The sequence below is a fragment of the Rubrivirga aquatilis genome, assembly GCF_046845665.1.
In the GTDB taxonomy this organism is placed as follows: domain Bacteria; phylum Bacteroidota; class Rhodothermia; order Rhodothermales; family Rubricoccaceae; genus Rubrivirga.
This window is the reverse complement of sequence record NZ_CP177355.1, coordinates 2,466,695-2,489,018: the sequence shown is the minus strand read 5'-3', so window position 1 is coordinate 2,489,018 and position 22,324 is coordinate 2,466,695. Positions and strand designations below refer to the sequence as shown.

The following is a 22,324-nucleotide window of genomic DNA, read 5'->3' as shown; positions in this document are numbered from 1 at the left end:
GGCGCGTCCCGTTGACCCAGAACGCTCGCGCGGTCTCGGCCCACCACGAGTCCAAAAAAGCGCCCGCCCCGGCACGAAGCCGAGGCGGGCGCAGACGTCCGGAGACGGGTCGCAGGCTAGGCGCTAGCGCCGGCCGCGGCCGCGGCCACGGTCGCCGCCACGGCCGCCGCCATCGCGGGAGCCCCGCTCCTCGCGGCGCTTGGCCATGGCCTCCTTCTCCTCCTCCGTCGGCTCGGCGAGGAACGGCTTGCGCGAGACGCGGAGCTTGCCGCCGTCGCGGACCTCGATGAGCTGGACCTCGAGCTTGTCGCCGATCTCGACCAGGTCGGCCGGGTCGTTGACGTAGCCGTGGGCCATCTCCGAGACGTGGAGCATGGCCTCCTTGCCCGGCATGATCTCGAGGATCGCGCCGAACGGGAGGAGGTTCTTGACCGTGCCGTTGTAGTTCTCGCCGACCTCGGGCTGCGTCACGATGCCGCGGATGATGTCCACGGCCGCGTACGCGGCGTCCATGTCGGGCGCGGCCACGGTCACGTAGCCCTTGCCGTCCTTCTCGTCGATGTTGATCTGGGCGCCGGTGTCGGCCTGGATGCCCTTGATGATCTTGCCGCCGGGCCCGATGATGGCGCCGATGAAGTCCTGGTCGATGACGACCTGGATGAGGCGCGGCGCTGAGGGCGAGATGTCCTCGCGGGGCTCGGCGAGCGTCTTGGCCATCTCACCCAGGATGTGCAGCCGGCCGGCCTTGGCCTGCTCGAGCGCATCCCGCATGGTCGACATGGCGAGCCCGTCGATCTTGATGTCCATCTGGCAGGCCGTGATGCCGTCGGCGGTGCCACAGAGCTTGAAGTCCATGTCGCCGAGGTGGTCCTCGGTGCCCAGGATGTCGCTCAGGATCTGGACCTTGTCGCCCTCGGCGATCAGGCCCATCGCGATGCCGGCGACCGGCTTCTCGATGGGGATGCCGGCGGCCATCATGGCGAGCGAGCCGCCACAGACCGACGCCATCGACGAGGAGCCGTTCGACTCGAGCACGTCCGAGATAATGCGGACCGTGTAGGGGAAGTCCTCCTCGCTCGGCATCACCTTCGACAGCGCGCGCTCGGCGAGCATGCCGTGGCCGATCTCGCGACGGCTCGGGCCGCGCAGGAACTTGGTCTCGCCGACGGAGAACGGCGGGAACGAGTAGTGCAGGTAGAACCGCTTGTCGGTCTGGTCGAAGAGCTGGTCGACGGCCTGGACGTCGCGGCCGGTGCCCAACGTGACCATGACGAGCGTCTGGGTCTCGCCACGCGTGAAGACGGCGGAGCCGTGCACCTTGGGGAGGTAGTCGACCTCGGACCAGATGTCGCGGATCTCGTCGGTCTTGCGGCCGTCGAGGCGGCGGCCCTCCTCGAGGATCATCTCGCGCATGACGCGGGACTCGGCCGACTTGAAGGCCTCCTTGACGTCGCCGACGGAGAACCCGCCGTCGATCTGGACGACGGCTTCGTCGCCCTCGCCGAAGAGGTCGAGGACGAGCTTGTCGCGGATGATGCGGACGCCGCCGTAGAAGGCCTCCTTGGAGTACTCCGAGCGCAGGTGCGCGTCGACGTCGTCCTTGATCTTGCCGTAGATGGTCTCGACGAGACCGGCGTCGGGGGCGACCGTCGAGTACTCGAGGTCGGCCGGGGCGCCGTTCTGCTCGTCGCGCTTGGCGACGAACTCGTTGATACCGGCGACGATGGTCTGGATGGCCTCGAAGCCGAACTCGAGGGCGGCGACCATGTCGTCCTCGGAGATCTCGCTCATCTCGCCCTCGACCATCGAGATCGCATCGGCCTTGCCGGCGACGATGAGGTCGATGTCGGACGCGGCGCGCTCCTCACCCGTGGGGTAGAGGACGAACTCACCGTCGACGCGGCCGACGCGCACGTGGGCGGTCGGGCCGGCGAACGGGCTGCCGCTCAGCGAGAGGGCGGCGGACGAGCCGACGCCGGCGACGACGTCGGCGTCGATGTCGATGTCGGCGGACAAGACGTAGTTGAGGACCTGGACCTCGTTCCGGAAGCCGTCCGGGAAGAGGGGCCGGATGGTCCGGTCGATGAGGCGCGCGGTCAGCGTCTCCTTGTCGCTCGGCCGGGCCTCGCGCTTAAAGAAGCCGCCGGGGAAGGCGCCCTTGGCGCTGAAGCGCTCGCGGTAATCGACGGTGAGCGGGAAAAAGTGCTGGCCGTCCTTCGCGAAGGTGGCCGTGACGGCGGTCGAGAGGACCACCGTGTCACCGAGGCGGGTGACGACGGCGCCGTCGGCCTGCTTGGCGAGCTTGCCGGTTTCGAGGGTCAGCGTCTTGCCGCCGACCTCGATGGTCTGGGTGATAGCCTGGGGGGCTGCCATGTGGGGTGTGGGTGCGGAGCCGGTCTGTTTCGGGCTCCTGATGATGAAGCGGACGGTTCGCCGGGGGGTCCGGGAATCCGTTCTCGCGCGCGTCGGCCGGCGGCTGGCGCCGGCGGACACGTGCGAGAACCGATCGCCGGGGGCGGTCGTCGCGCGGATGCCCCGACCACCCGAGTGGCAGCCGGAACGAAAAACGGCGGCGTCCCTGGGGGACGCCGCCGAGTCGGTTTATCGACGGAGGCCGAGCTCCGCGATGATCGAGCGGTACCGCTCGATGTTGTTCTTGCGGAGGTAGGCGAGGAGCCGGCGCCGCTTGCCGACCATCTTGAGCAGCCCGAGCCGGGACGCGTGGTCCTTGGTGTGGGTCCGGAGGTGCTCCGTCAGGTCGTTGATGCGCGCGGTGAAGATGGCGATCTGGACTTCCGGCTTGCCGGTGTCCTGGCCGCTGGCCCCGTGCTCTTCGATGATGCTCTGCTTGTTGTCCTTGGTGATCATGGTCGATCCTCTGCCGATCTGCGATACGGGAGAAGACCGCCTCCCCGATCGGGTGTGGGGAAACAGTCGGTGGGCGCCTCGTGCGCCTGGAGAAAAGGTAGCGGGATCGCCATCGAAACGGCCTCCGCGGGGCCTTCACGCGAGATCCGAGGCCGTCCCTATTGGGCCAGGGCGGCCCGCGCCGCGCGCTCGTCCTCGCCCAGTTGTCGGACCAGCCCGTCGACGCCGTCGAACCGCCGCTCGTCACGCAGCCGCGCCAACACGTCGACGGCGAGGCGCTGGCCGTAGAGGTCGCTAGAGAAATCGAACAGGTGGACCTCGACCGTCCGTGCGCCGTCGGTTTCGAAGGTGGGGCGGCGGCCGACGTTCATCATCCCACTGGCCTCCGTTCCATCCGCGAGCCGGGCGCGAACGGCGTAGACGCCTTCGCGCGGGACGAGCTTCGACGGGTGCGACGGCTGGACGTTGGCCGTCGGGTATCCAATGGTTCGGCCCCGCTGGTCGCCCTTGACGACGGCCCCAGTAATGCGGTACGGGCGGCCCAGGAGTTGGGCGGCCCGCGCGGCGTCGCCTTCCGCCAGCAGGCGCCGGACGGCGGTCGACGAGACGGTGAGGTCGCCGTCGATCTGCTCGGGGATCACGTCGACGGAGAAGCCGAGGTCGGGGCCGAGCGCTTCCAAGAGGGCCCGGTCGCCAGCGGCCTTGCGGCCGAAGCGGTGGTCGTAGCCGATCACGATCTCGCGCATCCCGACCTGCCCCACGAGCACGTCGCGGACGTAGGCGTCGGGCGCCAACAGCGACAGGTCGCGTGAGAACGGGAGCACCACGAACCGCTCGACACCGAGGGCCTGGAGCGCGTCGGCCCGCTCGTCGAGCGTCGTCAGGAGCGGGATGTGGTGGCCCGTGAGCACCTCTCGCGGGTGCGGGTCGAAGGTGACGACGGTGGGCACGCCGCCGATCTCGGCGGCGCGAGCCACGAGGTAGCGGACGATCGCCTGGTGGCCGCGATGGACGCCGTCGAAGGTGCCCGTCGTGACGACGGAGGCCGGGTTCGGGGTCAGATCGTCGCCGTGCTCCCGCGTCATGACCGGGTGTCGGCGGCGTCTTCGAGGGCGCCCAAGGTCCACGCCTCCGACGCCTGGAACGGGCCGATGGCCTCGCGCCGCAAGGCGACAAGGTGGCCGCCGACGCCCAGCGCCTGGCCCAGGTCGTGCCCGAGCGAGCGGACGTACGTGCCCTTCGAACACTCGACGCGCACGTCGAGGTCGTCGCCCCGACGGTCGACCACGTCGAAGGCGTAGACGGTCGTGGCGCGGGGCTCGACGATGACCTCCTCGCCACGGCGGGCCTTTTTGTAGAGCCGCTCGCCGCCGCGCTTGATGGCCGAGTACGCCGGGGGCCGCTGCTGGATCTCGCCGCGGAACGCCGTCAGCGCCGCCTCGATCGCCGCGTCGGTGACCCCGCTGGCGTCGACGGTCGTCTCGATCTCGGAGTCGGCGTCGTAGCTGGGCGTGGTCTGGCCGAGCCGAATGGTGGCCGTGTACGTCTTGGGCAGGCCCATGAAGCGGTACTGCTGGCGCGTGGCGCCCCGACCGACGAGGACGATGAGCAGGCCGGTCGCCATCGGGTCGAGCGTGCCCGCATGCCCCACCTTCTTGACGCCCACGGCGCGGCGGACAGCTTTCACGACGCCGAACGACGACATGCCGTCGGGCTTGTCGACCAAGAGGGCGGCCGGCTCGACCGGTGCCAGCGGCGCGCTGGCGGTCACGATGCGGAGATCGTCCCTCACGCCGTCCCTCCGCGTCGTGTCGAGACGCGCATCAATACTCGCCGCGCGAGGGCGTCTCGTCGGTGTCGTCCGCCTGGGGCTCTTCGGCGGGGCGGTCGGCAGCGATCTGAGCGAAGATGTCGTCCAGGCGCTCGCGGCGCTGCGGGCCCTCGTCCAAGAAGAACTTGAGGTCGGGCATCCGCTTCAGCTGGTGCCGGATCCGCTGCGCCAACGCGTAGCGGATGTCACTGGACTGGCTGTCGAGGCCAACGAGAGCCTCTTTGCGTTCGAGGTCGGTGCCGCCGAGGATGGATACGTCCACGTAGGCCGTGCCGAGGTCATCCGTCATGCGGACGCCCGTGACGGTGACGAGGGACGGGCCGGCCCCGCCGAAGTCCTGTTGCAGGATGTCCGCGATCTCCCGCTGGATCATGCGGCCGACGCGCTCGGTGCGAATACTCATGGGGCAAGGGGGATGCGGCAGGGGGCAAGGGGCACTGGCCGGGACGTGCCCCCGTGCCAGATGCCCCTTCCCACATGCCCTCTAAACTTGGAGCGTCCGCTTCTCCTCGGTGACGACGTAAGTCTCGAACTGGTCGCCGACCTTGATGTCGTTGTAATTCTTGACCGTCACGCCGCACTCGTAACCCGCCGCGACGTCCTTGACGTCGTCCTTGAAGCGGCGGAGCGTGTCGATCTCGCCGGTGAAGATGACGACGCCGTCGCGCACGATGCGGAGCTTGTCGCCGCGCGACACCTTGCCCTCGACCACATACGAGCCGGCAATCGTGCCGACGCGCGGGGCGCGGAAGGTCTCGCGGACCTCGATGGTGGACGTGACCGTCTCCTTCTCCTCGGGGTCAAGCAGGCCTTCGAGTGCGCTGCGCACATCCGCGATGGCCTCGTAGATGACCGAGTACAGGTTGATGTCGACACCCTCGCGCTCGGCGACGCCTCGGACGCCAGCGACCGGGCGGACCTGGAAGCCCAGGATGATCGCGTCGGAGGCCGTCGCCAGCATCACGTCGGACTCGGTGATCGCGCCGACGCCCGAGTGGACGATCTGGACGGCCACCTCGTCGTTCGAGAGCTTCAAGAGCGTGTCGGAGAGCGCCTCCACGGAGCCGCCCACATCACCCTTGACGACCAAGTTGAGGTTGGTGATCTCGCCCAGCGCCATACGGCGGCTGAGGTCGGCGAGCGTCACGTGGCGCCGCTGGTGGAGCGTCTGCTCGCGGATGAGCTGCAGGCGGCGCGCGGCGATGTCGCGGGCCTGGCGCTCGTCTTCGAGAACCACGAGTCGATCGCCCACGTCGGGCGCAGCGGTCAAGCCGAGCACCTGGACGGGTGTCGACGGCCCGGCGATCTTGACGCGCTCGTCGCGCTCGTTGAACATGGCGCGGACGCGGCCGGAGGTGAGGCCGACGACGTAGGTGTCGCCCTCTTCCAGCGTGCCGTTCTCGACCAACACGGTCGCGACGACGCCGCGGCCCTTGTCGAGACGGGCCTCGACGACCGTGCCGACGCCGTAGCGGTCGGGGTTGGCCTTGAGCTCCAGGAGGTCGGCTTCGAGCTGGATCTTCTCCAGCAACTCGGCGACGTTCGTCCCGTGCATGGCCGAGATCAGCTCGCACTGGACCTTGCCGCCGTACTGCTCGACCTGCACGCCCTGCTCGGCGAGCTGGGCCATGATCTTGTCGGGGTTGGCAGCGTCGCGGTCGATCTTGTTGATCGCGATCACCATCGGCACCTCGGCGGCACGCGCGTGGTTGATCGCCTCGATCGTCTGGGGCATCACGTCATCGTCGGCAGCGACGACGACGACGACGATGTCGGTGACCTGGGCGCCGCGGGCACGCATGGCGGTGAACGCCTCGTGACCTGGGGTGTCGAGGAACGTGATCTTGCGGCCCTCGTCGGTCTCGATCTGGTACGCGCCGATGTGCTGCGTGATGCCGCCGGCCTCGCCGGCGATCACGTTGGCGTTGCGGATGTAGTCGAGCAGGGACGTCTTGCCGTGGTCGACGTGGCCCATGATCGTGACGATCGGCGGGCGGTCGATGAGGTCCTCCTCGGCGTCCTCCGTCTCCAGGTTGAACTCCTCCTCGATGTCGTCCATGAACTCGACCTCGAAATCGAATTCGTCGGCGAGCAACTCGATGGAGTCGGCGTCCAGGCGCTGGTTGATGGAGACCATCATGCCGAGCCCGAAGCCCTTCGAGATGACCTCCGTCACCGGGATGTTCATGGCTTCGGCGAGGTCGCCCGTCGAGATGAACTCCATGACGCGCAAGACCGTGGCCTGCTCCAGCATCTCCTGCTGCTCGGCCTCGCGGATGGCGGCGCGCTCGTCGCGGCGGGCGCGGCGGCGCTTCTGTCGCGTTCGCTTGGAGCCGCCACCGGACGCCTTCGAGAGCGTCTTGGAGACGTTTTTCTGAACCTCCTCCTGGTCGACCTTCTTGCCGGAGCGCTTGCCTTTCTTGGTCTTCGAGGGCTTGCCGCCCTCGGTGACCGGCGGGGCAGGAGCCGCGTCGGTGCCGTCGTCCTTGCGCTTACGCTTGCGGCGGCGACCGCCCTCGAGACCAGAGATGTCAATTTTGCCGAGCACCTTGGTGCCGGTCAAGCCGTAGCGGTTGGCCCGGACGACGCCGCCCTGGTCCGCGGTGGGGCCGTGGTCTTCGACCACCTGCTCGCCCGTAGCAGCGGGAGCCTCGGCAACCGGCTCGGCCGGGGTCGAGGCATCGGGCTCAGGCGCCTCGGCGACGGCGTCAGCGGTCGGTTCGTCCGGGGTCTCCGCTGCGGGGGCCGTCTCCGCGACGGGCGCGGCCTGTGGCTCAGGCGCCTCGGCAACCGGCTCAGGCGTCGGGGCCGGCTGCTCGGCCGCCGCCGTCTCGGCGACGGGCTCGACGACCGGCTCGGCAGGAGGCGGCGTCTCGGCGACGGGCCCGGCGGCTGGCTCCGGCGTCTCGATGACGGGCTCAGCCGGGGCAACGGGGGCCTCGGTGGGCGCGGGGACCGCGATGACGGGCTCGGCCGGGGCGACCGGCTCGGGCTCGGCGACCGGCTCGGGCTCAGCGGGCGCCTCCGGGACGGCAGGGGCCGTCTCGGCCGCGGCCTCCTCAGCATCGGCGGCCGCGAGCTGCTGGCGCCGCTCGCGCACGCGCGCCTTGGAATCGGCGTCGTCGGAGTACGACTCCACGAGGGCGTCGTACATCTCGGGCGAGAGCCGGGCGTTGGGGTCGCCAGCGGCCAGCTTCTCGTCGAGCTCGAAGCCGCGCTCGGTCAGCGCCGACACGATGGTGTCGGTCGCGAGGTTGAGTTCGCTGGAGGCCGAGAAGAGCTGGACGCGCTTCGGCTTGTCAGAACGTCGCTTGCGCGGGGTGGGCATTCGCTGAGGCGGGGGCGGAAACGGCAGAGCCGTCAAAAAGCTAGGGTATCGCGGCGCTTACGCCGCGGTCTCGTCGGATTCGTCGGCGGCGACGGGCTCGGTCGCGTCGGCCTCCGGGGCGTCGGCGTCGGTCGTCTCCTCCGTGGTGGGGTCGATCTCGGCGTCGGCAGGCTCGGCCGTGCCGTCGGTCGTGGCCTCGGGCTCAGCAGAGGCCGCGTCGGCGTCGGCGTCGGCGTCGGCGTCGGCGTCGGGAGTCTCCGTGTCGGGAGCCTCGGCGGTGGCGGCCTCCGCAGCGGCGGCTTCGGCGGCCTGGGCGGAGGCCGCGAGGTCGGCCGAGAGGTCGGCGGCGAGCTCGGAGGTGTCGGGCGCTTCACCGGCGGCGTCGCGCTCGAACTCGGCTTCCATGAGCCAGGTGATCTTCTGGGCCTGCTCGTCCGTCAGGCCGGTGCGGCGCGCGAGCTCCGAGGGCTGAAGCTCCAAGACGGCCTTGGCCGTGTCGCAGCCGATGTCCTTGAGCGACTGGATGATCGCGGCCGGGATCACGTCGGAGAACTCGTCGATGTCGACGTCCTCCTCGTCCGACTTGATGTCGCGGTAGACGTCGAGCTCGTAGCCGGTCAGCATCGACGCCAGCCGGATGTTCTGGCCGCCGCGGCCAATCGCCATCGAGACCTCGTCGGCGGGGACGGTGACGCGGGCGCGGGGCGGGGTCAACTCGTCGTTGAGCTCGACGGCGATCGGCTTGGCCGGCGCGAGCGAGCGCTTGATAAAGTCGATCGTGTTGTCGGTCCACGGCACCACATCGATGTTCTCGCCCTGCAGCTCGCGGACGACGGCGTGGATGCGCGAGCCCTTGACCCCGACGCAGGCGCCGACGGGGTCGACGCGGTCGTCGTGGCTGATGACGGCCATCTTGGCGCGCTCGCCGGGGAGCCGGACGATCTTCTTGATCTCGATGATGCCGTCGTAAATCTCGGGCACCTCGAGCTCGAACAGGCGCTCGATAAAGACCGGCGCCACACGGCTGACGATGACCTGGGGGCTGGCGCCCGCATCTCGGTCGACGTCCAGGACGACGGCGCGGAGCATGTCGCCCTTGCGGTAGCGGTCCTTGGGGATCTGCTCCTGGCGCGGCAGCACGAGCTCCGTCTTGTTGTGGAGGACGAGGACCTCGCGGCGGCGCGTCTGGTAGATCTCGCCGACCACGATCTCGTCGATGAGCTCCGAGTACTCGCGGTGGATGTTCTCCTTCTCGATGTCGCGGATCCGCTGGCGGAACGTCTGGAGCGCGGCCTGGACGGCGCGGCGGCCAAAGTCCTCGATCAGGATCTTGATGGCGACCTGGTCTTCGATGTCGTACTCCTCGTCGATGGCGACGGCGTCGGAGTACTCGATCTGGAGCACGGGGTCCTCGAGGTCGTAGTCCTCGACGACCTCGCGGACGTGCAGGATCTGGTAGTCCCCGTTGTCCGGGTTGAACACGATCTGGAACGCCTCGGGGTCGTCGGCCCCGTAGCGCTTGGCGATCATCGCGCGGAACACGTCCTCGATGATGACCTGGAGCGTGTCGCGGTCGATGTCCTTCTCGCGCGCGATCTCGGCGAAGGAGGAAACGAGGACAGTGGACTGCATAAGGAGAGGTGTTCGGGTGGTCGGGGCGCGCGGCGGACCGGCTACCAGGGCAGGACGACGCGGGCGTCGCGGACGGCGTCGAGGGGGATCGGGGCGGTCTCGCCGTCGAGCGTCAGCGTCTCGCCGTCGGCGGCGACGAGCTCGCCCTGGACGGTCACGACCTCGTCCTGGGCCCGCTCGAAGGTGACGGCCATCGGCCGGCCGACGTGCTTGGCATACTGCCGCGCGTCAACGAGCGGCTGGTCGGCGCCCGGCGTGGAGACGTCGAGCCGGTAGCGGCCCTTGACGACGTCCTCGGTCTCGAGCACGAACCCGAGCGAGCGGCTCACCGCCGTCAGCGCCTTGGCGTCGGCGACGCCGGGCGAGTCGAGCAAGACCTCCACGACGCGGCTGCCCTCGAACCCACGCACCTCGACGCCGACCACGAACAGGTCGGTGTCGGCCACGGCCTCCTCGGCGAGGGCGCGGATGCGGTCGGCGAGCGGGCTGGCGGTGGAGGACAAGCGAGACGGGGGATAGAGACGGAAAACGCCCGTTCGGCGGAACGGGCGTCGCTCGGGCGGTCGGCCGGGGGTCGGACCCGGGCGGGACGCCGAAAACAACGGGCGGCGGACCGCCCAAGGCTCGCTCCGCAGAGGAGCACTCCCGAAGGTACGTCGGGGGCCCGGGCGTCGCAATCCATCAACGGGCCCAAACCGCCTCAGATCCACCGTTTCGTGTGCATTCTGCGTTATGTCGGGCAGTGGGGGCTGGGGATTGGGGATTGGGGGTGGAGGGCCCGGCAACCGACAGCGCCGTGCCAATGCGTCCCTTCGATCTCACCCGGCCACCGTGTGATCCCGAGCGATCGCAGCGGGCCAGGATGCCAGCAAGGGAGGGACGGCTCGGGACGACGGCTCGCGAGGATCCCAGGCGCGGTCGCAACCGCTTCCCAATGGGTCCATCTAGGGCCTGTCAGGTTCATCCTGGTCTGGGCTACGCGCGGCCGCTGACGCACCCTGCCGCGTCGTCCTCCTCTTCCGATGGTTAGGCATCGCACTCGTCGGACGCCTTGCGGACCCCGCCAGCGGCTCTCGCTCGCCAGCAGACCGACGTACGTGACAGACCCTAAGGCGAGACGGCGAGGCGGCGGACGCCAGCCGGTGTCGACACGACGGCGATGCCGGGCGCCAGTCGGGAGGCGACCTCGCTCCACGGGCCACCGGCGACGCGCGTGCCGGACGTGGTGAAGGCGGTGACCGGCGTGCTCGCGGCGAGAGGTGCTGAGCGCGGCCAGCCAAACACGTCGGCACCGTCGACGACCGGCGCCAGCACCCCAGCAAGGTCGGGGTCGAGGCGGACGGACTCGCGCCAGCTGTCGTTGGGGCTCTGACCCGCCGCGCGCTGCGCGAGCCCGAGCAGCAGATGCGCCTCGGCATCGTAGGGGTCGAGCCCGACGGCCTCTCGGAGCGCCTCGACGGCCGGGCGGCGCTGCGCCAATAGAAAGCGGCCGTGCTCGCGGTGCGAAGCCGGGCGCCGAGGTTGGGCGGCGATCGCACGGCGGAAGGCGGCGTCGGAGTCCCCGGCCCGGCCCGCGTCGGCGAGGGCGCGGGCCAGCGTTTCCAGCCGCTGCGGCGCCGTCTCGGGCGTCGCGGACTGTGCGGCGGCGGCGAGCGGGGCGAGGGCGTCGGCGGCCCGGCCCGCTTGCAACAGCGCCACGCCGAGCACGAAGCGGGCATCCGGAAACCCGTCGCCGAGCTGGTCGAGCGCGATCGTGACGAACTGGGCGCCCTGGGCGACCGCGCGCGCGTCGCCGGAGCGGATCCCGTACGTCACGGCGGCGACGCCTTCGTAGAGCCCGCCCTCCGCGCCGTCGCGGTCTCGCGCCGCCAGCGGCGACACCACGCCGCTCCGCCCGACCTCGGGCGCCATCTCGCGCACCGGCCCGTCCACGACGCGGATCCAGTGGTCGGTAAACGACGAATGCGGCGCGTCCTGGGCCTCGACACGCGGCATGTGGCACGAGACGCAGCCGGTCGGCGCGAGGTGCTGGGCACGGAGCCCCGCCGGGACTTCCTCTCCCACGCCTTCGTGGCACGTCACGCACGCCGCGCTGGGCGCGCCCGCCGGGCGCGACTCGAACCCCCGGTGCGGGTCGTGGCACGTCACGCACTCGAGTGGCGCGGCGCTTTCGAGCGACTCCTGAAAGCACGCGCTCGCCTGCATCCGCGCCGCGTGCGACACGACGGCCACGCCCGCGCCCTCCTCGACGCCGGGCACGGCGAACAGCGCCTCGTGCGCCGCGAGCGGCCGGCCAGGGCGGTACGAGTACGCCGTCTCGCCGTCGCGGAGCACGTCGACCGTCGCGTGCAAGTGGCACTGGCTGCACACGTCGAGGCGGAGGTCCAGCGGGAGGTGCGCCGTGTTGACGATCGTCGGGTCAGGGCCCTCCGGCCTGTCGCTGGCGAGCCGGGCCTCGACGTGGACCGAGCCCGGCCCGTGGCAGCGCTCGCAGCCGATGCCGTCGGGCAGCGACACGATCCCGTCCTCGACGCCGACGAGCCGCTCGGGGATGCCCGTGTGGCACGACAGGCACCCGTCGGGCACGACGCGGTCGAAGCGGGGGTTGCCGGATTCGTAGCCCGGGCTCCAGTCCCAGCGCCCGCCGCCCTGCGTGTACCACGTCAGCGGGAGTTCGACGAAGCGGTCGCCGCGCCGGGCGAGGTACGTCCGCGCCGCGTCGCCGGAGCCGACGATCACGTCCATCGGGCGCACGAGCCGGGCGATCTCCATCCCGTCGGCCCCCAGCTGGCGCTCCTCCTGCGCGAGCCGGCCGTCGGCCTCGACCACGCGGTACTCGAACCCGGTGCTCGCGTCCACGAGCGGCGTGCCGAGCGTCGGCTCGATGCGCGTCTCGGGCGTCCACTCCGCCATCGACTGGGCCATGCCGTGGCTGGCGTACGCCGCCGAGATGTCTTCGTGGCACGATGCGCACGCCGCCGCGCCGACGTACTCGGCGTCCGCGGGCCCGACGAACGCGGCCTCCTCGCCCCCTCCCGCACACGCCCCAAGCGCCAGCAGGACGACAGACCACAGACTGCGGACCGATGCCGTGCCCCAGGCCCCGAGCCTCGGGCCCGTCACGCCTCCACGCCGCCGACGAAGACGGTGTCGTGCCGCTGGGCCGGGTCGGTCTCCGGGAAGTCGGCCATCGTGTGCAGGCCGCGGCTCTCGTGGCGGCGCTGGGCGCACGAGATGATGAGGTGGGCGACCGCCGCCAGGTTGCGCAGCTCGCACAGCTCGGCCGACAGCTTGGTGCGCTGGTAGAAGTCCTCGGTCTCGCGGTGGATGAGCGCGATCCGCCGGGCCGCGCGCGCCAGGCGCAGCGTGCTCCGCACGATCCCGACGTAGCTCTGCATCACGCGCCGCAGCTCCTCGCGGTTGTGCGACACCAGGATCCACTCGCTCGGGTTCTCGGCGTTCGACTCGTCCCAGTCCGGGATCCCCTCCTGGTGGCCCGTCGCCGCCGCGTGCTCGCGCGCCGGGCCGACGGCGTTGTGGGCGTAGACGAGCGCCTCCAGCAGCGAGTTCGACGCCAACCGGTTCGCGCCGTGGAGCCCGGAGCACGTCACCTCGCCGCACGCGAAGAGCCCGGCGATCGAGGTCCGGCCCTCCCTATCCACGACGACCCCGCCGCACGTGTAGTGCGCCGCCGGGACGACGGGGATCGGGCCCGCCGTCATGTCGAGCCCGTGTGCCAGCAGGGTCTCCTGGATGTTGGGGAAGTGCTTGAGGACGGCGTCCGAGTCTCGGTGCGAGATGTCGAGCCAGACGTGCTCGTCGCCGCGCTTTTTCATCTGGTCGTCGATGGCGCGGGCGACCACGTCGCGCGGCGCAAGCTCCTCGCGGTCGTCGTAGGCGGGCATGAACCGCTCGCCGGCCAGGTTGGTCAGCAGGCCGCCGTCGCCGCGGACGGCCTCGGTGATCAGGAAGCTCCGCCCCCCGAAGTCGGCGCCCGGCAGGTACAGGCTCGTCGGGTGGAACTGCATGAACTCCATGTTGGCCACGACCGCCCGCGCCCGGTACGCCATCGCGATCCCGTCGCCGGTCGCGACCGGCGGGTTCGTGGTGTGCTGGTACACCTGGCCGGCCCCGCCCGCCGCCAGCAGCGTCGCCCGCGCCAGGACGGTGTGGACGACGCCGGTCTTGCTGTCGAGCACGTACGCCCCGAAGCACGTCAGCGCGTCGCCCGCGCCCGTGTCCTCGCCGAGCTGGTGCTCGGTCAGCAGGTTGACCGCGTAGTGGTACTCGAGGACGGTGATGTTCGTCGACCGGCGGACGGCCGTCAGCAGCGCCCGCTCGATCTCGCGCCCCGTCATGTCGGTCGCGTGCACGATCCGGTCGGCCGAGTGGCCGCCCTCGCGGCCGAGGTGGAGGTCGCCGTCGGGGTCGCGGTCGAACTGCGCGCCGAGGTCGATGAGGTCGCGGACGCGCTCGGGGCCCTCCGTCACCACCATCCGCACCACGTCCTCATGGCACAGCCCGGCGCCTGAGACGAGCGTGTCCTCGACGTGCGCCTCGACGTTGTCGCCCGGGGCCATGACGGCCGCGATGCCGCCCTGCGCGTAGTTCGTGTTGCTTTCGGCCGACTCCTTTTTGGTGACCACGCAGACCGTCCCGTGCGCGGCCGCGCGGAGCGCGAAGGACAGCCCGGCGACGCCGGAGCCAATGACGAGGTAATCGTAGCGAGCGCGCATGCCGTCCGGGAGGGGTCGCGAATGGTAACCCTGTCCCCACGGCGGGCGGGCTAGTCGAGGACGATCGGCTCGAACTGGCAGACCCCGTCGACGAGGAGGACCGGCCGCGGCTCGCGCAGCTCGCACGTCGACACCAGGCCCAGCTCGCGGATGGCGAACCGGTCGATCTCGGCGACGCGGGCCGCCAGCCGCTCGACCTCGGCCGAGTCCGCCGTCTCGACCGAGTACACGCGGAAAGTGGTCGGCCCGCCGCAGGCCTGCTCGCCGACGGCGACCACGCGGCAGGCGGCGAGGCTGGACGCGCGCGGCGTCCCAATGGCCGCCATCAACTCGGCGACCGCCGCGTCGTGCTCGCGCTCGTAATCGGCCTGCGAGTAGCCCGTCGCGTCGCAGGCGGCGAAGAGAAGGACGGCGAGGAGCGAGGCGATGCGCACGGGTCCGGGAGAGTTGGGAGTGTCCGCTAGTCGACGACCGGGGCGCCGTCCGGCGAGAGCGCCGAGCACTGGCCGTCGGCGTACCGCACCTCGGGCACCGGCGCGATGTCGCACGTCGACGCGAGCCCGAGCGCCTCCTGAGCCGCGACATCGAGCGCGTACAGCTCGCGCGCCAACCGCAGCACCTCCGGGGCGGACGGCGTCGACGCCCCGTAGACCCGGTACTGCACCGGCCCGCCGCACGCCTTGCGGCCGAGCGGCAGCAGCCAGCACGCCTCCGGGCCCGAGGCGCGGAGGTCGATGGCCGCCCGGATCTCGGCGTCCAGCGCGGCCCGCCGGGCCTCATACGCCTCGACCGTCGCCACGTCCGCCGGGTCGATGGTGGGGAGATCCTCTGTGACGGGCGCGACGGCGGGGTTCGCGACCGTCACCGGTCCGCCGGTGTCACACGCGGCGAGAGTGAGGAACAGGACGAGCGTGAGGGCGCGAGACATGGCGAGCGGTCGAGTTGGCGATCACAAAGATGGCGCCGTGTGCCTCTCGCGGTCTAGTCCAACGGGACTACCCTTCCGACGATGCGCGGCCCGTCTCCTGCAGGAGGTACGCCTTGATGAACGCGTCGATGTCGCCGTCCATGACGCCCTGCACGTCGCCGTCCTTGAGCTCCGTCCGGTGGTCGTTGACCATCGTGTAGGGCTGGAAAACGTAGCTGCGGATCTGGGAGCCCCACTCGATCTTTTTCTTGCCCGCGTTCTCGGCGTCGCGCGCCGCCTCGCGGATGGCCTGCTCGAGCGCGTAGATCCGCGACTTGAGCATCTGCATGGCGCGGTCGCGATTCTGGAACTGGCTCCGCTGCTCGGTCGACTCGGCGACGACCCGCTCGTCCTGCCCGTTCGACAACGTCCCCGTCCACACGTAGCGCGCGCCGGTCTCGACCTTGTTGACGTTCTGGCCGCCCTTCCCGCCCGAGCGGAACGTCTGGAGTTCGAGGTCGGCGGGGTTGATGTCGACCTCGATGGCGTCGTCGATCTCGGGGTACACGAAGACGCTCGCGAACGAGGTCTGGCGCTTGTCGCCCGACCCGAACGGGCTCATCCGGACGAGCCGGTGGACGCCGGTCTCGGCGCGCAGGTAGCCGTACGCCCACCGCCCGTGGACGCGGAGCGAGGCGCTTTTGATGCCGGCCTCCTCCCCTTCTTGGTACTCCAGCAGCGTCGGCTCGTAGCCGCTGCGCTCGGCGTAGCGCGTGTACATGCGGAGGAGCATGTCGGCCCAGTCCTGGGCGTCGGTCCCACCCGCGCCCGAGTTGATGGTCAGGATCGCCGTGCGGTGGTCATCGGGCCCCGCCAGCATGCCGCGGAGCTCGAGGGCGTCGAGGGCCTTCGCGAGCGCCTTCTCTTCGGCCTCGATCTCGGCCCCGAGGTCGGCGTCGTCGGCCTCGGCCTGCATCTCGCGGAGCGTCGCCACGTCGTCGCGCCTTGCGAGCAGCCGGTCGAAGGCGTCGATCCAGTCGGCCTCGGCGGAGATGTCCTGCTCGACCTGGCCGGCGGCCTCGGGGTCGTCCCAGAAGCCGGGCTCCAGGCGCCGCGCCTGGAGCGCCGCCAGCTTGGCGCGGCGGCCGTCGATGTCGAGGTACCCGCCGAGGGTATCGACGCGGTCGGAAAGGTCGGACATGGGCGTGCGGGGGGGCCGGAAGCTACCGCCGCCCAGGACCGGCCCGGCCCGAACCATTCCACCCGGACGCCGTTGCCCGCTCCCCCGCTCTCCGTCCCATGAAGCTGTCTGCGCTCACTCGATCCGAGAAGTACTTCAACCTCGCAGCGGCGATCTCGCTGCTGGCGTCGATCACCATCTGGTTCCTCGGCGCTCGTGAGGAGGCCCTGTTCGTTGGGCTTTGGGTCCCGAGCATCGTCGGCTGGATGATCTTTTTCAAGCTGAAGGACATGGAAGTCCTCGCCCGCCGCAAGGGGACCCTCTGATGACCTACATCATCCCCCTGCTCGCGCTGTTCGTGCTCATCCTCTTCCTGATGGGCATCTTCTACGCCGACTACTGGCGCGACCTCGACTGAGCTGAGCATGGGGACCTGGCGGAACGGAGAGGCTTGGAGATGAGGCTCCGGACTCAACCCTTCACTTCGGGCCCGCAGCCTCGTGGCCAGAGCGGTCCGCTGGGGAGCGGGGTGACGACCGAGAACCGCCGCCGTCACCACCGGACGGCGACGTAGAGCCGGACGGGGCCGCCGAACGCCCACCGCGACCGGGTGTCGTCGAGGGTGTATAGGATCGTCGCGCCGTCCCGCTCTTCGGTCCCGCCCTGCGTCCAGACCCGGCGGAGCCCCAGCCCGCTCTCGACGCCCGCCGACACCGGCCCCACGACGCGGACGGCGGTCCGTAGCAGGACGCCCGCCCCGACGGCCGCCACGCGGCGCCCGTCCTCCCACACGCTCGTCTCAGGGCGACCGCCCACGTAGACATCGTCGACCTGACGCTGGACGAAGACCTGCCCACCCGTCGCGAACTCGAGGCGGCCCCGGCTTCCCCCGGACTCCAGCTGCACCGCGAGCGTCCACGCCTCGGGGTCCGGGTCGAAAAACGGGTCGCGGTCCGCGCCAAGGCCCGCGAGTTCGAACGCGGACCGGTCGAAGACAGCCCCGACCGCCACCCCTTCGGCGACCCACACGCGGGCGCCGACGCCGAGCGGCGCGAGCAGGGGGACGCTCACCGATACCGTCCCCGCCGACGCCCCGCCCGACGCTTGCGCATGGGCGATGGGGGCGGCGAGACACAGGCCGAGGAGGCAGAGGAGAAGGAGACGCATCAGGCAGGAGATCAGAACGATGAAATCTACCTACCCGACAGGCGAAGTCTGGCCCCATCGCTGTGCCCCGACACGACCCCACCCCCTTTGCACATGCTGACACCGGAGATGGCAGCGCCTAACGCCATGTTTCGGACCCTTCTCCCCCGCCCTGTCCATGACGACCTCCGCGCCGGTCCCGCTCGTCGCCGGCCCGCCCCTCGTCCGCCCCCTGTTCCAGGACCCCTGCGCCGCCGGCTTCCCGTCCCCCGCCAGCGACTACGTCGAGCGCGCGCTCGACCTCAACGAGCTCGTCATCCGCGATGAGGCGGCCACCTACTACGTCCGCGCCGAGGGCCGGAGCGCGATGCGGGCCGGCGTGTGGTCGGGCGACCTCTTGGTCGTCAACGCCGCGCTGGCGCCGGAGCCGGGCGACCTGGTCGTCGCGTTCGTCGACGGCGAGCACACCGTCAAGCGGTTCTGCCGCGACGCGGCGGGGGCGTACCTCGCGCCCGACCCGCTCCCCGAGGAGTCGCACCGCTACCACGAGATCCGGTTCGGCGACGGCCAGGAGCTGCTGGTCTGCGGCGTCGTGACGCACGTCGTCCGCTCGCTCCGGGGGAAGCCATGACCGGGGGCACGCGGCGGCTCGTCGCGCTCGTCGACTGCTCGGCGTTCTACTGCTCGTGCGAGCAGCTTTTCCGGCCCGAGCTGCGCGGCCGGCCGGTCGTGGTGCTGTCGAACAACGACGGCTGCGTGATCGCGCGGAGCGCCGAAGCCAAGGCACTCGGCGTCGAGATGGGCGCGCCGTACTTCAAGGTGCGCGACACGCTGGAGCGGCAGCGCGTCACCGTGTTCAGCTCCAACTACGCGCTCTACCACGACCTGTCGTCGCGCGTGCTCCGCGTGCTGGAGCGGTTCTCGCCCGAGGTCGAGCGGTACTCGATCGACGAGGCGTTTCTTGAATTGCGCGCCGACGCCCACCGCCCCGACGCCGAGCGCGAACGCCTCGACGCGCTCGCGGGCGCCATCCGGCAGGCCGTCTGGGACGCCACGCGCATCCCGGTCCGCGTCTCGATTGCCGAGACGAAGACGCTCGCGAAGGCCGCCAGTGAGTACGCACGAACCCTGGAGAGCCAGACCGTCTGCTGGTGGGGGCACCCGGATCGCGAGCGGTTCCTGGCCGCGATGCCCGTCGGCGACGTGTGGGGCGTGGGCCGGCGCTGGGCGCGGCGGCTCGCGCTCGACGGCGCGCCCACGGCGACCGGCCTCGCGGCGCTCGACGACGGCTACGTCCGCAAGCACTACAACGTCGTGCTCCTGCGGACGGCACTCGAGCTGCGGGGCGTCTCGTGCCTCCCGCTCTCGGAGGCGCCCCCGCCGCGCCGGTCGCTCGTCCGCTCGCGGATGTTCGGCCACGCGCTCACCGAGGCCGAGCCGATCGGCCGCGCCGTGGCGATGCACGCGGCCACGGCCGCCGCGATGCTGCGGCGCGACGGGCTGGCGGCGTCGGTCGTCGAGGCGTTCGTGACGACGGGCCGGCACGGGTCGCCGGTCCACCACGGCCGCGCGGTCGTCGAGCTCCCGACACCCACGAACGACACGCTCGCGATCGTCCGCGCGGCGCGGTCGCTGGTGGCCCCGTGCCTGGTCCGCCCCGGCGGCGGCGCGCCCCGGTTCAAAAAGGCGGGCGTGATGCTGACCGGCCTCGGACCCGCTGGCGAGGGCCAGACGCACCTCTTCGACGCGCCCGTCCGCGAGCACCCCGAGATGATGGAGGCGCTCGACCGGATCTCGCGGCGCTTCGGGCGCGGCGCGCTCGTGGTCGCCGCGCAGGGCACGCCCGACGAGCTCCGCGGCATCCATGCGGGCGCCGGACCCGACTGGGGCATGGCCCGCCAGCACCTCTCGCCTCGTTACACGACGCGCTGGGACGAGTTGCCGACGGCGCGGATCGAAGGGCCAGAGGCGAGAGGCATGGGGCAAGGGGATTCCGAACGTGCTCCTCTGCCCCTTGCCCTAGGGTCCGTCATGTAAGTCGGTCCGTTGCCGAGCGAGAGCCGCTGGCGGTGCCTGCAAGGCGCCCGACGAGATCGATGCCTGAGCATCGGACGAGGAGGGCAACGGGGCAGGCGCCGCCAGAGGCCTCGCGCAGACAGGACCCGGATTCTCGTGACGGGCCCTAGGGCACTAGCCCTCCGCCCGCACCTTGTCCGCGAACCGGGTGATCCGCTTGACGGCCTCCTCGACCTGCTCGATGGCCGTCGCATACGAGCAGCGGAGGTACCCCTCACCGCTCGGCCCGAACGCCGAGCCGGGCACGCACGCCACGTGCTCCTCCTGGAGCAGCCGCTGCGCAAAGTCTTCCGACGACAACCCCGTCGAGGTGATGTCGGGGAACGCGTAGAAGGCGCCCTCGGGCTCGAAGGTCGGCAGCCCGGCCGCGTTGAGGCCGTCGACGATCAGGCGGCGGCGGTCGTCGTAGGCCAGCCGCATCCGCTCGACGTCCGGCTGCGCCTCGCGGATGCCGGCGAGCGCACCGATCTGCGCCATCGTCGGCGCGCTCATCACGACGTACTGGTGGGCCTTGTACATCTGGTCGAGGATGGGCTTCGGGGCCGCCGCGTAGCCGACCCGCCAGCCCGTCATCGCGTAGCCCTTCGAGAACCCGCTGATCAAGATCGTCCGCTCGTAGAGGCCGGGGATCGACGGGACCGACACGTGGCCGCGCTCGTGGGCGTCGCCGTAAACGAGCCGGTCGTAAATCTCGTCGGAGAGCACGAACAGGTCGTGCTCGAGGACCACCTCGGCGATGTCCTCGAGCGTGTCGCGGCGGAGCACGGCGCCGGTCGGGTTGTTGGGGTAGCCCAAGAAGAGCAGCTTCGTCTTGTCGGTGATGCGGCTGCGGATGTCCTCCGCGGTCACCTGGAAGTCGTTCTCGGCGCGCGTCGGGACCCACACCACCTTGGCGCCGCAGAACTCGGCCGTCGGGCCGTAGCTCACGAAGCAGGGCTCGGGGATGAGCACCTCGTCGCCGGGGTCGAGAAGGGAGAGCAGCGCGATCGTGATGGCCTCGGAGGCCCCGACGGTCACGATGACCTCACTCTTCGGGTCGTACTGGAGGTCGTAGAGCCGGTCGAGCTCGCCTGCGATGGCCTCGCGGAGCTCCATCAGCCCGAGGTTGGCGGTGTAGCTGGTGCGGCCCGCGTCGAGCCCGGCCTTGGCCGCCTCGATGATGGGGTCTGGGCTGACGAAGTCGGGCTCGCCGATGCCCAGCGAGATCACGTCGTCCATCGTGGCGGCGATCTCGAAGAAGCGCCGGATGCCGGACGGCGGGACGGACCGGATGCGCTCGGAGAGGCGGCCGGCGAGGCGGGTGGCGGTGTCGGTGGCGGTCGTCTCCATGCGGGCGTCGGGCGGGTTGTCGAGAAAGCTAGCGCCCGGCCCGGCTCCGGGGTGGCCGGCGGAGCGGGTAATGGCGAGGCCCGGTGCGTTCGATACCACATTCCCACGTCGGCCTGTGAGGCGCCTCGGAGTTCTCCTGCTCGTCCTCTCCGTCGTCGGCTGCCGGCCGACCGTCCACACACCGGAGCACGCCCACCGTGCCGCCGTCGACTCGGTGCGGACCGAGCACACCAGACACGGAGACCCTGCGGGCGCGATCCGGCGGCTGACCGCGCCCGCCGAGCGCGGCAACCCGCTGGCGATGCGCGCCCTCGGCACGAGCTACATGAGCAGCATCGGCGTCGACCCCAATGAGGAAACGGCCGTCGCGTGGTTCCGGCAGGCCGCCGCCCTCGGCGGCTCCATCGCGACGGCCCGCATCACCGCCTACGACGCGCGGGCCGAAGGCTGACACCATCTCCACGGATCCGGGCGCCGTGTCGCCGGGTTGGCACCGTGCACGCCCCCGGTCCGATGCCGCTGTCTCGCTCTCAGTCCCGCCTGTTCGCTGCCGTCTTTGTCGCGGCCATCCTCATCCTGTCCGTCGTCGCCACGCTGATGATTACCCGCGGCTGGGGCAACGACGCCGTGCAAGGCCAGGTGGAGCAGCAGGAGACCGAGCGACGCGAGGCGATGCCGAAGCTGTCGCAGGACTAGGGACCCGCTCGCCCTGCTCGGCTCGCGTCGGCCGACCCGCTTGCGCCAGCCGATCAGTGATACCCCAAATCAGACCTCCCCTCCCGGCCGGTAGAGGGGACATCGCAGGAGAGTGAGGAGCCTTCTTGGAGCGCTGGCACAGCGTGTGTGTACACCGTAGACCAACAGGAGAGGGGACGTCGTAGGACGGCTCGCGCCAGCGGACCCGCTCACGAGCTACCGTCGACTCAGCCCGTAGCCGAACGCGATCAGCAGCGCCGCGCCGGCCGCGAGGTAGTACGGCTGTGACAGGACGGCGTCCCGCCAGCCGCCCGTCGGCGCCGGGAGTTGGTCGAACGTGTGGACCGTCTCGATCTGGCCCTGCTCGGAGTGGACCACCACTCGGCCGACCCCCAGCTGGCGGACGTAGCCCGAAGCCCGGTCGAGGGCGGCGTCGCGGCCGTCCGACTCGAACGACAGCGAGGGCGAGCCCTCCAGACGGACGGCCCAGCGGCCATCGTGGGGGACGACGTGATAGACGTTGCGGCTGGGCATGGCGGCGGAAGGTGAAGGCGCCGTGTACGCCCGACCGTACCATCCGGTCCCCCCAGAGTCA

General features: G+C 70.9%; 21 protein-coding genes. 5 read left to right on the top strand and 16 right to left on the bottom strand.

Annotated features, from left to right (window positions below):
- Positions 1-123: 123 nt before the first annotated feature.
- The 13 genes from pnp to prfB form a co-directional block, all read right to left on the bottom strand.
- The gene (gene pnp, locus ACLII4_RS10815) at positions 124-2,373 is read right to left on the bottom strand and encodes a polyribonucleotide nucleotidyltransferase (RefSeq protein WP_412067411.1); all 2,250 of its coding nucleotides are present in this window, start codon (positions 2,371-2,373) and stop codon (positions 124-126) included.
- Between the two features lie 228 nt (positions 2,374-2,601).
- Positions 2,602-2,868 carry a 30S ribosomal protein S15 gene (gene rpsO / locus ACLII4_RS10810; RefSeq protein ID WP_412067410.1) on the bottom strand — a complete coding sequence of 89 codons (267 nt, stop codon included), beginning with the start codon at positions 2,866-2,868 and terminating at the stop codon, positions 2,602-2,604.
- A 158-nt stretch (positions 2,869-3,026) separates the two neighbouring features.
- Positions 3,027-3,953, bottom strand: a complete 927-nt coding sequence (locus ACLII4_RS10805) for a bifunctional riboflavin kinase/FAD synthetase (protein ID WP_412067409.1) — start codon at positions 3,951-3,953, stop codon at positions 3,027-3,029.
- Positions 3,950-4,660 (bottom strand): tRNA pseudouridine(55) synthase TruB, encoded by a 711-nt coding sequence (truB, locus tag ACLII4_RS10800; RefSeq protein WP_412067408.1) that lies wholly within the window; start codon positions 4,658-4,660, stop codon positions 3,950-3,952. The genes ACLII4_RS10805 and truB overlap by 4 nt, the downstream gene beginning before the upstream one ends.
- Positions 4,661-4,691: 31 nt before the next feature.
- Positions 4,692-5,102, bottom strand: a complete 411-nt coding sequence (gene rbfA / locus ACLII4_RS10795) for a 30S ribosome-binding factor RbfA (RefSeq protein WP_412067407.1) — start codon at positions 5,100-5,102, stop codon at positions 4,692-4,694.
- 81 nt (positions 5,103-5,183) lie between these two features.
- Complete coding sequence (gene infB, locus ACLII4_RS10790) at positions 5,184-8,027, bottom strand: translation initiation factor IF-2 (RefSeq protein ID WP_412067406.1); 2,844 nt, start codon at positions 8,025-8,027, stop codon at positions 5,184-5,186.
- Positions 8,028-8,084: 57 nt separating this feature from the next.
- Entirely contained in the window at positions 8,085-9,659 is a 1,575-nt protein-coding gene (gene nusA / locus ACLII4_RS10785) for a transcription termination factor NusA (protein ID WP_412067405.1), read from the bottom strand.
- A gap of 41 nt (positions 9,660-9,700) precedes the next feature.
- The gene (gene rimP / locus ACLII4_RS10780) at positions 9,701-10,162 is read right to left on the bottom strand and encodes a ribosome maturation factor RimP (RefSeq protein WP_412067404.1); all 462 of its coding nucleotides are present in this window, start codon (positions 10,160-10,162) and stop codon (positions 9,701-9,703) included.
- Between the two features lie 604 nt (positions 10,163-10,766).
- Complete coding sequence (locus ACLII4_RS10775) at positions 10,767-12,782, bottom strand: multiheme c-type cytochrome (protein ID WP_412067403.1); 2,016 nt, start codon at positions 12,780-12,782, stop codon at positions 10,767-10,769.
- Positions 12,779-14,395 (bottom strand): L-aspartate oxidase, encoded by a 1,617-nt coding sequence (gene nadB / locus ACLII4_RS10770; RefSeq protein ID WP_412067402.1) that lies wholly within the window; start codon positions 14,393-14,395, stop codon positions 12,779-12,781. Before nadB ends, ACLII4_RS10775 begins: the two co-directional genes overlap by 4 nt.
- A gap of 50 nt (positions 14,396-14,445) precedes the next feature.
- Complete coding sequence (locus tag ACLII4_RS10765) at positions 14,446-14,829, bottom strand: hypothetical protein (protein WP_412067401.1); 384 nt, start codon at positions 14,827-14,829, stop codon at positions 14,446-14,448.
- Between the two features lie 26 nt (positions 14,830-14,855).
- On the bottom strand, positions 14,856-15,323 hold the full coding sequence (locus ACLII4_RS10760) for a hypothetical protein (protein ID WP_412067400.1): 468 nt from the start codon (positions 15,321-15,323) through the stop codon (positions 14,856-14,858).
- A 67-nt stretch (positions 15,324-15,390) separates the two neighbouring features.
- The gene (gene prfB / locus ACLII4_RS10755) at positions 15,391-16,503 is read right to left on the bottom strand and encodes a peptide chain release factor 2 (RefSeq protein ID WP_412067399.1); all 1,113 of its coding nucleotides are present in this window, start codon (positions 16,501-16,503) and stop codon (positions 15,391-15,393) included.
- A gap of 98 nt (positions 16,504-16,601) precedes the next feature.
- Between prfB and ACLII4_RS10750 the strand changes: the two genes are divergently transcribed.
- Complete coding sequence (locus ACLII4_RS10750) at positions 16,602-16,808, top strand: hypothetical protein (RefSeq protein WP_412067398.1); 207 nt, start codon at positions 16,602-16,604, stop codon at positions 16,806-16,808.
- 226 nt (positions 16,809-17,034) lie between these two features.
- Here ACLII4_RS10750 and ACLII4_RS10745 read toward each other — a convergent pair whose 3' ends face one another.
- Positions 17,035-17,649 (bottom strand): hypothetical protein, encoded by a 615-nt coding sequence (locus ACLII4_RS10745; protein ID WP_412067397.1) that lies wholly within the window; start codon positions 17,647-17,649, stop codon positions 17,035-17,037.
- Between the two features lie 157 nt (positions 17,650-17,806).
- Between ACLII4_RS10745 and umuD the strand changes: the two genes are divergently transcribed.
- On the top strand, positions 17,807-18,259 hold the full coding sequence (gene umuD, locus ACLII4_RS10740) for a translesion error-prone DNA polymerase V autoproteolytic subunit (RefSeq protein WP_412067396.1): 453 nt from the start codon (positions 17,807-17,809) through the stop codon (positions 18,257-18,259).
- Complete coding sequence (locus ACLII4_RS10735) at positions 18,256-19,665, top strand: Y-family DNA polymerase (protein WP_412067395.1); 1,410 nt, start codon at positions 18,256-18,258, stop codon at positions 19,663-19,665. Before umuD ends, ACLII4_RS10735 begins: the two co-directional genes overlap by 4 nt.
- A gap of 153 nt (positions 19,666-19,818) precedes the next feature.
- On the opposite strand, the gene ACLII4_RS10730 is transcribed toward ACLII4_RS10735, so the two are convergent.
- Positions 19,819-21,033, bottom strand: a complete 1,215-nt coding sequence (locus tag ACLII4_RS10730) for a pyridoxal phosphate-dependent aminotransferase (protein ID WP_412067394.1) — start codon at positions 21,031-21,033, stop codon at positions 19,819-19,821.
- Positions 21,034-21,148: 115 nt separating this feature from the next.
- Between ACLII4_RS10730 and ACLII4_RS10725 the strand changes: the two genes are divergently transcribed.
- Entirely contained in the window at positions 21,149-21,484 is a 336-nt protein-coding gene (locus tag ACLII4_RS10725) for a hypothetical protein (RefSeq protein ID WP_412067393.1), read from the top strand.
- Positions 21,485-21,546: 62 nt separating this feature from the next.
- The gene (locus tag ACLII4_RS10720; RefSeq protein ID WP_412067392.1) at positions 21,547-21,729 is read left to right on the top strand and encodes a hypothetical protein; all 183 of its coding nucleotides are present in this window, start codon (positions 21,547-21,549) and stop codon (positions 21,727-21,729) included.
- Positions 21,730-21,945: 216 nt separating this feature from the next.
- Here the strand turns inward: ACLII4_RS10720 and ACLII4_RS10715 are convergent, their stop codons facing one another.
- Positions 21,946-22,263 carry a DUF2188 domain-containing protein gene (locus tag ACLII4_RS10715; RefSeq protein ID WP_412067391.1) on the bottom strand — a complete coding sequence of 106 codons (318 nt, stop codon included), beginning with the start codon at positions 22,261-22,263 and terminating at the stop codon, positions 21,946-21,948.
- Positions 22,264-22,324: the final 61 nt, after the last annotated feature.

Excerpts from the sequence above, each read along its gene's own strand:
- ACLII4_RS10760 (WP_412067400.1), bottom strand. The coding sequence starts at position 15,323 with ATGTCTCGCGCCCTCACGCTCGTCCTGTTCCTCACTCTCGCCGCGTGT.
- rpsO (WP_412067410.1), bottom strand. The coding sequence starts at position 2,868 with ATGATCACCAAGGACAACAAGCAGAGCATCATCGAAGAGCACGGGGCC.
- ACLII4_RS10720 (WP_412067392.1), top strand. The coding sequence starts at position 21,547 with ATGCCGCTGTCTCGCTCTCAGTCCCGCCTGTTCGCTGCCGTCTTTGTC.
- umuD (WP_412067396.1), top strand. The coding sequence starts at position 17,807 with ATGACGACCTCCGCGCCGGTCCCGCTCGTCGCCGGCCCGCCCCTCGTC.
- ACLII4_RS10745 (WP_412067397.1), bottom strand. The coding sequence starts at position 17,649 with ATGCGTCTCCTTCTCCTCTGCCTCCTCGGCCTGTGTCTCGCCGCCCCC.
- nusA (WP_412067405.1), bottom strand. The coding sequence starts at position 9,659 with ATGCAGTCCACTGTCCTCGTTTCCTCCTTCGCCGAGATCGCGCGCGAG.
- ACLII4_RS10750 (WP_412067398.1), top strand. The coding sequence starts at position 16,602 with ATGAAGCTGTCTGCGCTCACTCGATCCGAGAAGTACTTCAACCTCGCA.
- ACLII4_RS10735 (WP_412067395.1), top strand. The coding sequence starts at position 18,256 with ATGACCGGGGGCACGCGGCGGCTCGTCGCGCTCGTCGACTGCTCGGCG.
- infB (WP_412067406.1), bottom strand. The coding sequence starts at position 8,027 with ATGCCCACCCCGCGCAAGCGACGTTCTGACAAGCCGAAGCGCGTCCAG.
- ACLII4_RS10730 (WP_412067394.1), bottom strand. The coding sequence starts at position 21,033 with ATGGAGACGACCGCCACCGACACCGCCACCCGCCTCGCCGGCCGCCTC.
- pnp (WP_412067411.1), bottom strand. The coding sequence starts at position 2,373 with ATGGCAGCCCCCCAGGCTATCACCCAGACCATCGAGGTCGGCGGCAAG.
- ACLII4_RS10805 (WP_412067409.1), bottom strand. The coding sequence starts at position 3,953 with ATGACGCGGGAGCACGGCGACGATCTGACCCCGAACCCGGCCTCCGTC.
- rbfA (WP_412067407.1), bottom strand. The coding sequence starts at position 5,102 with ATGAGTATTCGCACCGAGCGCGTCGGCCGCATGATCCAGCGGGAGATC.
- prfB (WP_412067399.1), bottom strand. The coding sequence starts at position 16,503 with ATGTCCGACCTTTCCGACCGCGTCGATACCCTCGGCGGGTACCTCGAC.
- ACLII4_RS10715 (WP_412067391.1), bottom strand. The coding sequence starts at position 22,263 with ATGCCCAGCCGCAACGTCTATCACGTCGTCCCCCACGATGGCCGCTGG.
- nadB (WP_412067402.1), bottom strand. The coding sequence starts at position 14,395 with ATGCGCGCTCGCTACGATTACCTCGTCATTGGCTCCGGCGTCGCCGGG.